Source organism: Imperialibacter sp., from assembly GCF_048007035.1.
Taxonomy (GTDB): Bacteria; Bacteroidota; Bacteroidia; order Cytophagales; family Cyclobacteriaceae; genus Imperialibacter.
Map to the genome: position 1 here is coordinate 3,728,922 of NZ_CP180355.1, position 12,234 is coordinate 3,741,155.

General features: G+C 41.3%; 17 protein-coding genes. All 17 read left to right on the top strand.

Annotation, left to right across the window (positions count from 1 at the left end; genetic code table 11):
- The first annotated feature begins 9 nt into the window (after nt 1-9).
- The 17 genes from ACMVP2_RS15935 (at nt 10) to ACMVP2_RS16015 (ending at nt 12,233) form a co-directional block, all read left to right on the top strand.
- The gene (locus tag ACMVP2_RS15935) at nt 10-321 is read left to right on the top strand and encodes a hypothetical protein (protein ID WP_339790134.1); all 312 of its coding nucleotides are present in this window, start codon (nt 10-12) and stop codon (nt 319-321) included.
- A complete protein-coding gene (locus ACMVP2_RS15940; protein ID WP_339790132.1) occupies nt 321-665 on the top strand; it encodes a cytochrome c in 345 nt (114 codons plus the stop codon). Before ACMVP2_RS15935 ends, ACMVP2_RS15940 begins: the two co-directional genes overlap by 1 nt.
- Nucleotides 666-862: 197 nt before the next feature.
- Complete coding sequence (locus ACMVP2_RS15945) at nt 863-1,444, top strand: hypothetical protein (protein ID WP_339790129.1); 582 nt, start codon at nt 863-865, stop codon at nt 1,442-1,444.
- A gap of 35 nt (nt 1,445-1,479) precedes the next feature.
- On the top strand, nt 1,480-1,842 hold the full coding sequence (locus ACMVP2_RS15950; RefSeq protein WP_339790126.1) for a DUF302 domain-containing protein: 363 nt from the start codon (nt 1,480-1,482) through the stop codon (nt 1,840-1,842).
- A 151-nt stretch (nt 1,843-1,993) separates the two neighbouring features.
- Nucleotides 1,994-2,206, top strand: a complete 213-nt coding sequence (locus ACMVP2_RS15955; RefSeq protein ID WP_339790123.1) for an SHOCT domain-containing protein — start codon at nt 1,994-1,996, stop codon at nt 2,204-2,206.
- Nucleotides 2,203-2,547 (top strand): P-II family nitrogen regulator, encoded by a 345-nt coding sequence (locus tag ACMVP2_RS15960; RefSeq protein ID WP_339790121.1) that lies wholly within the window; start codon nt 2,203-2,205, stop codon nt 2,545-2,547. The genes ACMVP2_RS15955 and ACMVP2_RS15960 overlap by 4 nt, the downstream gene beginning before the upstream one ends.
- Entirely contained in the window at nt 2,544-3,377 is an 834-nt protein-coding gene (locus ACMVP2_RS15965) for a universal stress protein (RefSeq protein WP_339790117.1), read from the top strand. The genes ACMVP2_RS15960 and ACMVP2_RS15965 overlap by 4 nt, the downstream gene beginning before the upstream one ends.
- 4 nt (nt 3,378-3,381) lie before the next feature.
- On the top strand, nt 3,382-3,870 hold the full coding sequence (locus tag ACMVP2_RS15970) for a hypothetical protein (RefSeq protein WP_339790115.1): 489 nt from the start codon (nt 3,382-3,384) through the stop codon (nt 3,868-3,870).
- 232 nt (nt 3,871-4,102) lie between these two features.
- On the top strand, nt 4,103-4,384 hold the full coding sequence (locus tag ACMVP2_RS15975) for a DUF5676 family membrane protein (RefSeq protein ID WP_339790113.1): 282 nt from the start codon (nt 4,103-4,105) through the stop codon (nt 4,382-4,384).
- Between the two features lie 10 nt (nt 4,385-4,394).
- Nucleotides 4,395-5,114, top strand: a complete 720-nt coding sequence (locus ACMVP2_RS15980) for a lycopene cyclase domain-containing protein (RefSeq protein WP_339790110.1) — start codon at nt 4,395-4,397, stop codon at nt 5,112-5,114.
- Nucleotides 5,107-6,435, top strand: a complete 1,329-nt coding sequence (locus ACMVP2_RS15985) for an NAD(P)/FAD-dependent oxidoreductase (protein WP_339790108.1) — start codon at nt 5,107-5,109, stop codon at nt 6,433-6,435. Before ACMVP2_RS15980 ends, ACMVP2_RS15985 begins: the two co-directional genes overlap by 8 nt.
- Entirely contained in the window at nt 6,432-7,760 is a 1,329-nt protein-coding gene (gene nhaA / locus ACMVP2_RS15990; protein WP_339790106.1) for a Na+/H+ antiporter NhaA, read from the top strand. The genes ACMVP2_RS15985 and nhaA overlap by 4 nt, the downstream gene beginning before the upstream one ends.
- Nucleotides 7,761-7,770: 10 nt before the next feature.
- Nucleotides 7,771-8,328 carry an ion channel gene (locus ACMVP2_RS15995; protein WP_339790104.1) on the top strand — a complete coding sequence of 186 codons (558 nt, stop codon included), beginning with the start codon at nt 7,771-7,773 and terminating at the stop codon, nt 8,326-8,328.
- A 1-nt stretch (nt 8,329) separates the two neighbouring features.
- A complete protein-coding gene (locus ACMVP2_RS16000; protein ID WP_416868205.1) occupies nt 8,330-9,349 on the top strand; it encodes a type II glyceraldehyde-3-phosphate dehydrogenase in 1,020 nt (339 codons plus the stop codon).
- Complete coding sequence (locus ACMVP2_RS16005) at nt 9,349-10,713, top strand: dicarboxylate/amino acid:cation symporter (RefSeq protein ID WP_339790098.1); 1,365 nt, start codon at nt 9,349-9,351, stop codon at nt 10,711-10,713. The genes ACMVP2_RS16000 and ACMVP2_RS16005 overlap by 1 nt, the downstream gene beginning before the upstream one ends.
- Before the next feature lie 11 nt (nt 10,714-10,724).
- On the top strand, nt 10,725-11,267 hold the full coding sequence (locus tag ACMVP2_RS16010; RefSeq protein WP_339790096.1) for a hypothetical protein: 543 nt from the start codon (nt 10,725-10,727) through the stop codon (nt 11,265-11,267).
- A 111-nt stretch (nt 11,268-11,378) separates the two neighbouring features.
- Entirely contained in the window at nt 11,379-12,233 is an 855-nt protein-coding gene (locus ACMVP2_RS16015; protein ID WP_339790093.1) for a restriction endonuclease, read from the top strand.
- Nucleotide 12,234: the final 1 nt, after the last annotated feature.

Below are 12,234 nucleotides of genomic sequence, written 5' to 3' on the forward strand. Positions count from 1 at the left end.
CCAAAGAAGATGAAGGATATAAATAAAATACTACTCTTAATGTCCGTTGTGGCTTTTACAGCAATAGTTTTTACACAATGTGCCTCGCAGCAAAATGTTATAAGTGCTGGTAGTGCCACGAAAGGGGTACCAGAGTACGTTTTACAGAAAAGTGGTGCTCAGCTATGGGCAGAGTCCTGTATCAGGTGTCACAATACTGCCTCTCCAGCCACCTTTAGTGATGTGCAATGGGACGTGGCGGTTAAACATATGGAGATACGGGCACAGCTAACCAGGGTGGAGGCAGAAAAGGTTGTGGAGTTCTTAAAGTCAGCCAACTAATGGGACTGTTATCGGGATATTCGGTTTCTTCAGTTAAGATTATACTCTTAAGCCTTTTCTTTCTTACAGTAACGAAGACCTTCTCGCAAAATGGAGAACTACTTTTTACTCAAAACTGTACCGCCTGTCATACCATTGGCGGTGGGCCGTTGGTTGGTCCTGATCTCAAAGGAGTCTCAGAAAAATATGAGGAAAGCTGGCTTTTGAAGTTTATTCAGTCCTCTCAGACGATGGTAAAGGCTGGTGACGAACAGGCTGTAGCCACCTTTCAGCAGTACAACATGGTACCTATGGTGATTTTCCTTTTAAAGTTGATGAAGTTAAAGCAATACTGGACTATATAGAATCAAAGAGCACTGTGACAGCAACAGTTGAACCTGAACAACCGGAACCCACTGCAAAAGAAAATAATGCCTCGGTGTTACACCCTGATAAAAAATCATTGGACTACTATCATCCTTACAAGAGATTGATGTTTTGGTCATTTACGCTGGCAATAGTGACTGCTTTAGTTTTAATATATTTCACAACACGGTCATAGATGGGAAGTAGCTCTTTGGTTAAAACTACACTATTCCTAGCATCTGTTATTGCTATGATTTTCTCAAATATTAATTTGGCAAAAGCTCAAAATCAATATCACACTACAAATGGTCGCGTGATATTGACAGTTCCGGTAGGTGATTCAGTAATCAACCTTCATTCGCAGAAACTTTTAGTGGAACTTGATTATAAGGAGGCGAACTTCAAAATGAAGCTACCCATCATTTCGCTGCATTCAGGAGCAGATTCACTAGATACTATCATTTCATCCTTGGAAGATCAAGAGGTTACACTTGTGGGTAAGCTATACATCGAAAACAGTAATGATAGCCAGGATAAAATAGATACATCTAAGCACCCTCCCATGACTTTTGAGTTCAGTGCAAAGATGAGCTACAAGCAAACTAATCTGCCCGTAACGGGAACAGGTTCCCTGGAACATATCGAAGGGGGATCACACTTGAAATGCATTCTGGGTCTGACATTTGGATTTAAAGCCGATTTTCTTCAAAGTAAGCCATTGGAAAACGAAAATATCAAAGTTCATATACACCAGCTGGTGTTAGATCAAACATTATAAACTATCAGGTTTCATGAGAATATTATCACAGTAAATTGATCAAAGACGCAGAGTTTGAAGAAGTGATCGACCGAGTGGTTAAAGAACTAAAAAAAGAAGGGTTTGGAATTCTTACAGAAGTAGATGTACAGGAGACCATGAAAAATAAACTCAATATTGAATTCAGCCACTATAAAATATTAGGTGCCTGCAACCCTGAGTATGCTTACAAGGCATTAAAGGCCGAAGATAAAATTGGGACCATGCTTCCTTGCAACGTCATCGTTCAGGATCTCATGGAGGGGTATATTGAAGTTTCTGTAGTTGATCCCATTAGTTCCATGCAGGCCATCTGCAACGAAAATCTTGAAATAGTGTCTTTGCACATTCGCCAGAAATTACTTGATGTTTTACACTAAGCTATTGATGTTTTGAAAGCAAAATATCATACATCAAAGACAAGATTTCAAAAATGGGAAGCGTGACAATGTGCTAATTTTGGATAGTGCAAATCAGTAATGGTTTGATACGGTCAGATTACAATATTTCAAAATTTAAAAAGCACATATTATGCATTGGTTTGAAGGACACTATTGGGGTATGCACATCATCTGGTGGGTAATCTGGGTGATTTTTATCATTTGGATTTTTGCTACACCGTGGGACATACCCGGACAAAGAACAAAAAAGGAGACACCATTAGACCTTTTAAAAAAGAGGTACGCCAAAGGAGAAATCAGCAAAGAAGAGTATGAAGACATAAAAAAGAGCCTGCAAAAATGAAAGAAATAAAAGCTTTCGTCAGGCCGGACCGATTATCAGATATCGTAAATCATCTGCGAGAAGAAGGGTTTTGTTGCTTAACCGTTTTTGAAGGAGAAGGTACAGGACATTATACTGATGAGCGTAAAGACTTTCCTTCGTTACGACACCCATTTTCTCATGCCAAAATTGAAAAGCTAGAAGTAGTAATACCCGACCAGAAGGTGGACAAAGCAATGGAGATCATTCATAAATATGGAAAAACGGCTCATTCCGGAGATGGCATCATTTACATAACAGAGGTAATGGACATGGTGAAAGTTAAAACTTTAGAACCCGACTTGGAGAACAGAGACTTATGAAAAATATTTTAGTTCCAACTGACTTTTCAGAAACAGCTAACCGGGCTGCGGATATTGCCATTGCCTTAGCAGAGAAATCAAGTGCGGAGATTCATTTTTTGCACTTACAGATCACGCCTGTGCCTTGGGTCGAACTTGATAAGGAGAAGGAGCAGCGATTTCCCGAAACATTAAAGGAAATTGGGCATGCGAAGAACGAGCTTAATAAACTGGTAAAGAAAGCGGAAGCGAAAGGGTTGAAGGCGGCGCAGTTTCTCGTGTTTGATGTAGGTCGAGAGGAAATCCTCAAACATATTCCCTTTCATCACCACGATTTTGTAGTGATGGGTTCGCACGGTGCATCCGGTGCAAAAGAACTGTTTGTCGGATCCAATGCTCAAAAGGTATTGAGAGACGCTACCGTTCCCGTGTTGATCATCAAAGAAAAGTCTAAATGGCCTGTTAAAAACGTAGTTTTTGCATCCAATTTTGAAGAGGATGTAAAAGAACCCTTCAAAACAGTGGTGGAGTTTGCCGATCTCAATGAATCCGGCATTCACCTACTTTATGTCAATGTGCCATTTTCATTTGAGGAGACGGACAGAAGCCTTGAGAAAATGCATGCTTTTCATAAAAGCTGTCCTCGCGGAGGAACCTGCACAACCAACATCTACAACTCGTTAAATGAAGAACGCGGCATTCTAAAGTTTTCCGAATCTGTAAATGCCGACCTTATTGCTTTAACTACGCATGGTAGGTCCGGCTTTTTTAACCTGATAGGAAAGAGCATTACCGAAAACCTGGCAAACCATGCAGATATACCAATACTAAGCATTAACCTTAACCGATAACGATATGAAAAATATTTTAAAAACAATGGTGACACTTACTTTATTGATCACGGCTTTATCTGCCTGTCAGCAACAGAAGGATGTAAGCACATTGTTAGAAAAACATGACACCCGAAATGAAATATTTAATACCATCATTTCCGATCATGAATATGCTGAACAATTGATAACTAAAATGATGGAAGATGATCATACTAAAATGATGATGAAAGGAAACCAGGAAATGATGGGTATGATGATGTCAGAGAATGAAGACATGACGGCCATGATGAAGGATAATCCGGAAATGATGCACGGCATGATGAGCAATATGATGAATATGGCTGAGGCAGATTCATCAATGTGTGCACACTTGATGACTATGATGAAAGATAAACCCAATATGATGGGACAGATGATGGAAATGATGCACAAAGAAGGCATTATGGACAAGGAAACGATGATGAGAAACAAAGTAAAGATGGGGAAAGAAAACCATCCCGGCCACCACTAAAAACCTGAAGTTATGAGAAATCACATGTTTTGGATGCTGGTAGGATGCCTGGGGTTATTCCTACTGCTATTCCTGTTGCCGGTTTTCGGCTTCAACGGGACAAATTCGCTGTTTATCTTCCTCATTATTTTTTTCGTGGCCCACCTATTTATGATGGGAAGTCATGGAGGACACGGAGGCCATCGCGGCCATGGTAGCAATCAGGAAAATCAATCTAAAAACGAAAATGATCATGCAACACATAAACATTAAAAGATTCGCACTGGCCTGGGGGGTAACAGGTGTGGTATTCTACCTGGGCTGTATTATACTGATGGCCACTGTAGGCCGTGAAGGTACCATCCTGTTTTTTAACAGTTTGCTCCACGGACTTGACACCAGCCCCATCATCAGAATGGACGTACCCTGGACCGAAGCACTCATCGGACTGGTAGAAATGTTCATACTGGGCTGGTTATTTGGCGCACTCATAGCTACGGTCTACAATATATCTTTTAATAAAAAATACCGATGATTTAGTAAGGATGATAGACTATGTATGGCTGATTTGGTCTTTGACCATTCTTGCAGTATGGGGAATGATTTTTTTATTTAGAAAAGATTACAGAAAGGTGATGCTCAAAATGAGCCTCATCACTATGCCTTTTGGCCTGACAGAACCCTTGTTTGTTCCTGAATATTGGAACCCTCCTTCACTTTTTGATCTGGCTCAGCGTACAGGTTTTGATATGGAAAGCCTGATCTTTTCGTTTGCCATCGGAGGCATAGGTTCAGTGCTATATCAGTTGGTTTTTAAAAAAGTAACTGTTGAAATGTATTTATCAGAACGCACGCATAGACGCCATCGGATGCATCGGTATATCTTGTTTGTTCCTCCGGTAGTATTTCTCATCCTTGCTTATTTCACCAGTCTAAATCATATTTATTGTGGCATTTTAGCCATGTTTACCGGTACAATTGCCACCTTATACTGTCGCCCTGATCTTAAAGGCAAGATATGGATCGGTGGTTTTCTATTTACCCTGTTGTACTTTATTTATTTCGGTAGCATCTTACCATTTTTCCCCGAGTATGTGAACCTCTACTGGAACCTTGATGCTTTGACGCATATACTCATATTGGGAGTACCCCTGGAAGAACTTCTATTTGCTTTCACCTTTGGCATGTATTGGTCAAGCCTGTTTGAGCATCTGTACTGGCAAAAATTACAAGAACACCCTTTAAAAATGCATGTTTATGAATGAATATTGTAATACAGATGAGATGGTTTGCTTACCGGAAACCAATATGCCCCGGCTTGTCATTATTGGAGGAGGCTTTGCGGGACTTGCTCTTGCTAAGGCATTAAAGAGAAGTAGGATACAGGTTGTGCTGGTTGATAGACATAACTTTCATCAATTCCAGCCACTATTTTATCAGGTGGCTACCAGTGGCCTGGAGCCGGATAGCATCGTATTCCCATTTCGCAAACAAATCAGTGGTAATAAAAATACACTATTCAGGTACGCCACAGTTCAGCAAATAGAAGCAAAACAAAACCGGGTATTAACCAATAAAGGTATCATTGACTATGATTTCCTGGTTATAGCCACTGGGACTAAAACCAATTTTTTTGGCTTGACCGATATTGAAAAGTGGAGCTTGGGCATGAAAAGCATTCAGGATTCCCTGAATATTCGCCATACCATGATCCAGAACCTGGAGCAAGCAGCTATCACCTGTGATGAACATGAAAAAGACATTCTCACCAATTTTATTATAGTGGGTGGAGGCCCTGCCGGGGTTGAAATGGCAGGTGCCCTTGCAGAATTCAAGAAATATATATTACCGGGAGATTATCCGGAATACTCCTCCGAAATAATGGATATCTATCTGCTGGAGGCAGGTGATCAATTGCTGGCATCCATGTCTGACAAAGCTTCAGAAAAGGCACTGAAATATTTGACCCGGCTGGGCGTACAGGTTATGCTTGAGGAAGCAGTAGAATATTATGATGGATCGGCTGTCTCAACAAATTCAGGAAAGAAACTCTACGCTAGGAATCTGATCTGGACTGCCGGGGTAACAGGAGATTTTCCTGAAGGTATTGGAGAAGAAAGTATTGTTCGGGGAAACAGACTTCAAGTGAATAACACCCTGCTGGTAAAAGGGTACACCAATATTTTTGCCATTGGCGATATAGCTGCAGTAGTCAGCCAAAGAACACCCAAAGGCCATCCTCAGGTGGCACAGGTGGCCATCCAACAGGGTAAGTATCTGGGTGAAGTGATTAAGTACAGAATTGCGGGTAGAGAATATTCAAAACCATTTCGTTATCTGGATAAAGGGTCACTGGCCACTGTCGGTAAAAGAAGGGCGGTAGCCGATCTGGGTAAATTTCGGTTTGGTGGGTATATCGCCTGGTTTTTATGGTCGGTAGTACATCTTTTTTCCATTAGCGGTTTCCGAAATAAGCTGATGGTAGCACTGAACTGGGTGTGGAATTATTTCACCTATGACAAAGGCAATCGGCTAATCATCCGGGAGTACAAAAACAAGGACTTAGAAAAGGAGGAGTCCAAATGATTACCCGCCTAAACAACTTTTTGAATAATCTGGTAAAGAACCAATCAGCTTCAGGGATTGCCATTTTTCTGGCTGTACTGGTAGCCATGATCTGGGCTAATTCCCCATTCGGGGAAGTATATCAAAACTTTATTCACACTGAAATCTCGCTCTTGGTTGGGGAATTTGCTTTGTCAGAGTCACTATTACTTTGGGTAAATGATGGCTTAATGGCGATCTTCTTCCTACAGGTAGGCCTGGAGTTGAAAAGGGAAATTATAGGAGGAAAACTGTCTTCTTTCAGAAAAGCTATTTTGCCTATCGGAGCAGCTATTGGCGGCATGGTAGTTCCGGCAGCCATTTATCTTATTTTCAACTTCAATGCTGCTACCGAGCACGGTTGGGGAATCCCAATGGCTACAGACATAGCCTTTGCCATTGGAGTGCTTTCTTTTTTTGGAGATCGTGTACCTGTAGGGCTCAAAGTATTTTTGGTGGCCCTGGCTATAGTTGATGACTTAGGGGCGGTTTTGGTTATAGCTATATTTTATACTTCTGCTATTTCATACATGGATCTTTTGCACGCTATCTTGTTTTTTTTAGTACTGGTAGGAGGTAATTATTTAGGTATTCGCAAAGCCTGGTTTTATGCACTCATTGGGATCGGTGGGGTTTGGTTGGCATTTTTTTTCTCCGGGGTACATCCGACCATTGCAGGCATTCTCACGGCTTTCACCATTCCTGGTAAGGTTAAGATCAAGGAAGAAGATTACTTAAAAAATCTCCAAAAACTTCATTTGCAATTCTTAGAGGCAACTCCTATTAAGGGTAACTTCATTTCAGAAAAACAACTCAGTATTCTGGAAGAGATCAAGCAAAAATCAGATGATGCTGAAACTCCCTTGCAAAAAATAGAGCATCACCTGGCACCTATTGTAGGATTTTTTATTCTGCCCTTATTTGCCCTGGTCAATACCGGGATTCACATTCATGGAAATTTAGTAGAAATTTTAAGTCATCCCATTAGCCTGGGGATAGGTTTCGGGCTTTTGGTTGGCAAGTTTACCGGTATCTTAGGAGTAAGCTGGCTTTTGGTGAAATTTAAGCTGGCCGAGTTACAAGAAGGAATTTCCTGGAGACACCTTTCGGGAGTAGCCATGATAGCCGGAATAGGCTTTACCATGTCACTATTCATCACTGAATTGGCATTCCAAAAAGAGGAATATACATTCATTGCCAAACTAAGTATTTTGTTTGCTTCAGTGCTTGCCGGTGTCATTGGTGCAATTATACTTCGTCTGTATGGCAGAACAGAATCTACAACTAAACCGGCAATGAACAATTGACTTATATACAATGGTAAACAAAATAGACTATGATAGTTTCTTAAAACAACTGATCAAGCGCCTGAGTCCGGCTGTGATACTGGTGGCTTTGGTGGCCATCGTTTATGTATACCTCATGCAATTTGTTGATCATAAAATAAGCTGGGTACCTTACCTGGTGGTTTTATTTGCCCTGACCAAAACCATATATTTTACATTTTTTACTTTCAAACAGGTAAATAAATCCATTCGCCAGTGTCATTCCTTTGGGCAATTGCTCTGGATTTTCGGGCTACTGGTACTGTTGATTATCTTCTCCTATGCCGCAGATTATAGCTGTATTGCTGCTGCCAATACAGGCTCATTTCAGGGATTTAACACATCGGACAACATGGGTTATCTCAGCTTTTTATTTGAGTTCTTCTATTTCAGTGTGGTAACTTTTGCGGCAATCGGTTACGGAGACATTGTACCCTTAACGTATCCTGCCAGGATATTGGTGATCATGGAGATCGCTCAAAGCTTTGTACTGATCGTATTCGGATTATCCAACATAAATAATATTCATACCAAAATTAAAACGCAATAACATTATGAAAAAGAAAATAGCACTTATCGGATATGGTGTAATCGGCAAAAGAGTAGCGGATGCTATTGCACTGCAAGAGGATATGGAATTGGCCGGAGTTTGTGATGTGATCAGTGATTGGCGCATTCAAGCAGCGGTAAGCAAAGGATATACTATTTATGCTGCTACTCCAGAAGCTAAAAGCGACATGGAGCAGGTAGATATTTCCCCGGCAGGCAACATGACTGACCTTTTAGATGTAGCAGATGTAGTAGTGGATTGTACCCCCAAGAAGATAGCTGTCCAAAACGTGCAGACGTACAAAGAGCGAGAAATCAAATTTATCCTTCAAGGAGGTGAAAAACACGAAACTACCGGACATTCCTTTAGCGCAGAAAACAATTATGCTTCCGCCCTAAACCGGGACAGTACTCGGGTAGTTTCGTGTAACACCACTTCAATTGTCAGGACACTTTCTGCATTGAAAAGAGCCGGACTGTTAGAAAGTGCCCGTGGTACTTTGCTTCGTAGAGCGACCGACCCCTGGGAAAGCCATCTCGGTGGCATCATGAATACTCTGGTACCTGAAAAAGACATCCCCAGCCATCAGGGACCTGATGCGCAAAGTGTAGACCCTGAGCTGGATGTAGTTACTATGGCGGTGAAAGTTCCTCAAACCCTGAGCCATCTACATTACTGGAATGTGCGACTTACCCGAAAAGCTGATAAAAAGGAAGTGATAGAGGCATTTCAGACATCTACACGAATCACGTTGATAAGCTATAACGATGGGTTGGTTTCCAATAATACGATCAAAGAAAGATACCTGGATATGGGACGACCCTGGGGCGATATGTACGAGGTAGCACTGTGGCAAGACATGCTAAAAGTAGAAGGTAATGAGCTCTATTACGCCTATGTAGTGGACAACCAGGCCATCGTAATCCCGGAGACCATTGATGCGATCAGGGCATTGACCGGGATAGAAGAAAGTGCCGAGAGATCAATTAAAAAGACAAATGAAAGTTTGAGGATCATATAATGAGCTTGTTTGATACAGAAATAAAATCTCTCAAATCACTTAATACCTATCTTCAAAAACTGGTAGCAGGCAAGCTCTGGTTAAAGGTACTCATTGCACTTTTCTTAGGAGTGGGTTTTGGCCTTCTTTTAAGCCCACAAAATGGATGGGTGAGCAAAGCCACTGCCGATGTTTTAGGTAACTGGCTGGCCCTGCCCGGCATGCTCTTTCTTAAGCTCGTGCAAATGATCATGATCCCGTTAATCGTGGCCTCTATCATTACTGGTATCGCCAGTAATGACAAAGACAACCTGAAAAAACTGGGAGGTGGTGTTTTACTTTATTTTGTGGCTACCACCATTATCTCCGTGAGTATAGGAACCCTTCTTGCCACCATTTTTAAACCGGGCAGCTACCTGCATGAACAGGCAGCTGCCGAGCATGAAGCAGTACTGGCGGCAGGCGAAGAAAATGCTGAATTATCGTTTGGCATCAATGATATGCCGGGCATCATTACCGATCTGCTGCCTGAAAACCCGCTGGCCTCTATGGTAAGCGGGGAAATGTTGAGCATTGTCATCTTTACCATTATTATTGGAGTGGCAGTATTATCATTGCCAGATAATCTGCTGAAACCTGTGAAGTTATTGCTGAGTGCAGTACAGGAAATTTGTATGACAGTAGTTAAGTGGGCCATGATTTTAGTACCCATAGCAGTTTTTGGTCTCATGGCTCAGCTTACATCCAGTGTAGGTCTAAGCTCCCTTGCCGGACTAGGTTATTACGTGATAGTAGTCTTGGCAGGTTTACTAATTTTAGTAGGCATATACCTGATGATGGTGAGTTTGTTAGGCCGCAGGAACCCGCTAAAATTCTTGGGAAAGATCAGAGGCGCTCAACTCCTGGCTTTTTCCACCACCAGTTCTGCTGCAGTAATGCCTCTTTCGTTGCAAACAGCAGAAGAAGAATTAAAAGTGGATCATGCGATCAGTAATTTTATCATCCCTATCGGGGCAACTGTCAATATGGATGGCACAGCTCTTTATCAAACCATAACCACTTTGTTCATTGCCCAAGCGTACGGGCTGGAAATGAGTTTGCTTAATATTATCGTTGTGGTTATAACTATAGTTGCTGCGTCAATAGGTACACCGGCCATTCCGGGAGGAGGAGTTGTAATTCTTGCATCTGTCTTGGGCAGTGCAGGTATTCCGGCAGAAGGTATCATCATCATTATCGGTGTAGAGCGATTATTGGGAATGTTTCGTACAGCGGTTAATGTCACCGGAGATTTGACTGCCTGTGTGGTTTTCAATCAATGGTATGGTACAGTTATGCGTCAAGTAGTCATAGCTCCTAAAACCGTGGAAGTAATAAATGAATGATTCCGAGAGTCATGGAGGAATATGTTAATCACACAAAAGCAATTCGAGGTTACTTTCTTACCGATAGAAAACTCATCAAATTCATCAAAAACCGTCCCGGTAATCAGGATATTGATGTCATCAAAGAGAAGGTTATGGCAGTAGCCGATCATAACAGGGTTGATTATTTCATCATGTGCGGCTTTCATGATCATATTGAAAGGCTAAAAATTGATAAACCTCTGACCAAAAGCGACCTTTCAATTGCCATTGGCCTTGCTCAAAATGGGCATAGCGGTATTGATAATGAAACTATAGCATTTGCATCCAGATATTGTGCCGTTCATGCCCCGATGTTTTTTCCATTATGGAATAAATATTCATTGAAAGTAATTCAAAGTTATCACCACAAGACTTTATTGCCATCCGATTATTTGGAATACAGTGAGTTGGTGCATGAGATAAAATCAAAGTTTAGCATGGCTCCTTTAAACTTCTTTGATATCAGTAAATTCTTTTGGATTTATCAGGACTACCTCATCAATTATTACTGCGAAAAGAGCTTTGACTCATAACCTCAGAAAAGTTTTTGAGTATCATAATTTCATACATCTAAAGTGAGATATCGTAAATACCTCCGAGGTGTAATATTCTAACTTTAACATTGGATTGTTAAAGTAGTATAAATGTCAGAAAAGACCGTTCTCATCACAAAAGCTTCAGGAGAAAGAGCCGCTTTCTCAACAGAAAAATTAAGGCAATCGCTGGAACGAGCCGGAGCAGATTTGGCTGTAACAGATCGGATTGTGAGCGAAATTGAGAAGCAGCTATTTGATGGAATGTCTACAAAAAAAATATACAATCAGGCCTTTTCCATGCTCAGGAAGTACTCAAAACCTGTCGCAGGAAGGTACAAAATCAAGCAGGCTATTTTAGAGCTAGGACCATCAGGATACCCCTTTGAAAAGTTCATTGGTGAAATTCTCAAACACCAGGGATACCGCACTAAAGTAGGTGTGATCATTCAGGGCCATTGTGTGACTCACGAAATAGATGTGGAGGCCGAAAAGGATAATAAGCACTTTATGGTAGAGTGCAAATTCCATAATCGGCAAGGTTATAAGTGCGATGTAAAAATTCCACTCTATATAAAATCCCGGTTTGAAGATGTAAAAAAGCAATGGCAGAAACGTAAAGATCATGCTACTAAGTTTCATCAGGGTTGGGTGGTGACCAATACCCGGTTCACCGAAGATGCCATTCAATATGGTATATGTTCCGGTTTGATTCTCGTAGGCTGGGATTATCCCCAACAAGGAAGTTTAAGTGACCGGATTAACTTGTCCGGTTTACATCCTATCACCTGCCTCACTACGCTTACCAAATCCGAAAAGCAACAGTTGATTGATAAGATGGTAGTACTCTGCAAAGAGCTTTGTGACAAGCCAAAGGTGCTTAATGAAATAGGAATATCTGATAAACGGATCAGAGGGATACTTAAAGAAGGAAACGAAATTTGTTCAAGCAGGGCCGTCTATTAAA

Coding starts and splice junctions, on each gene's coding strand:
- ACMVP2_RS16010 (WP_339790096.1), top strand. CDS start 10,725: ATGGAGGAATATGTTAATCACACAAAAGCAATTCGAGGTTACTTTCTT.
- ACMVP2_RS15980 (WP_339790110.1), top strand. CDS start 4,395: ATGATAGACTATGTATGGCTGATTTGGTCTTTGACCATTCTTGCAGTA.
- ACMVP2_RS15995 (WP_339790104.1), top strand. CDS start 7,771: ATGGTAAACAAAATAGACTATGATAGTTTCTTAAAACAACTGATCAAG.
- nhaA (WP_339790106.1), top strand. CDS start 6,432: ATGATTACCCGCCTAAACAACTTTTTGAATAATCTGGTAAAGAACCAA.
- ACMVP2_RS15940 (WP_339790132.1), top strand. CDS start 321: ATGGGACTGTTATCGGGATATTCGGTTTCTTCAGTTAAGATTATACTC.
- ACMVP2_RS15975 (WP_339790113.1), top strand. CDS start 4,103: ATGCAACACATAAACATTAAAAGATTCGCACTGGCCTGGGGGGTAACA.
- ACMVP2_RS15985 (WP_339790108.1), top strand. CDS start 5,107: ATGAATGAATATTGTAATACAGATGAGATGGTTTGCTTACCGGAAACC.
- ACMVP2_RS15945 (WP_339790129.1), top strand. CDS start 863: ATGGGAAGTAGCTCTTTGGTTAAAACTACACTATTCCTAGCATCTGTT.
- ACMVP2_RS15935 (WP_339790134.1), top strand. CDS start 10: ATGAAGGATATAAATAAAATACTACTCTTAATGTCCGTTGTGGCTTTT.
- ACMVP2_RS15960 (WP_339790121.1), top strand. CDS start 2,203: ATGAAAGAAATAAAAGCTTTCGTCAGGCCGGACCGATTATCAGATATC.
- ACMVP2_RS15970 (WP_339790115.1), top strand. CDS start 3,382: ATGAAAAATATTTTAAAAACAATGGTGACACTTACTTTATTGATCACG.
- ACMVP2_RS15955 (WP_339790123.1), top strand. CDS start 1,994: ATGCATTGGTTTGAAGGACACTATTGGGGTATGCACATCATCTGGTGG.
- ACMVP2_RS15965 (WP_339790117.1), top strand. CDS start 2,544: ATGAAAAATATTTTAGTTCCAACTGACTTTTCAGAAACAGCTAACCGG.
- ACMVP2_RS16015 (WP_339790093.1), top strand. CDS start 11,379: ATGTCAGAAAAGACCGTTCTCATCACAAAAGCTTCAGGAGAAAGAGCC.
- ACMVP2_RS16005 (WP_339790098.1), top strand. CDS start 9,349: ATGAGCTTGTTTGATACAGAAATAAAATCTCTCAAATCACTTAATACC.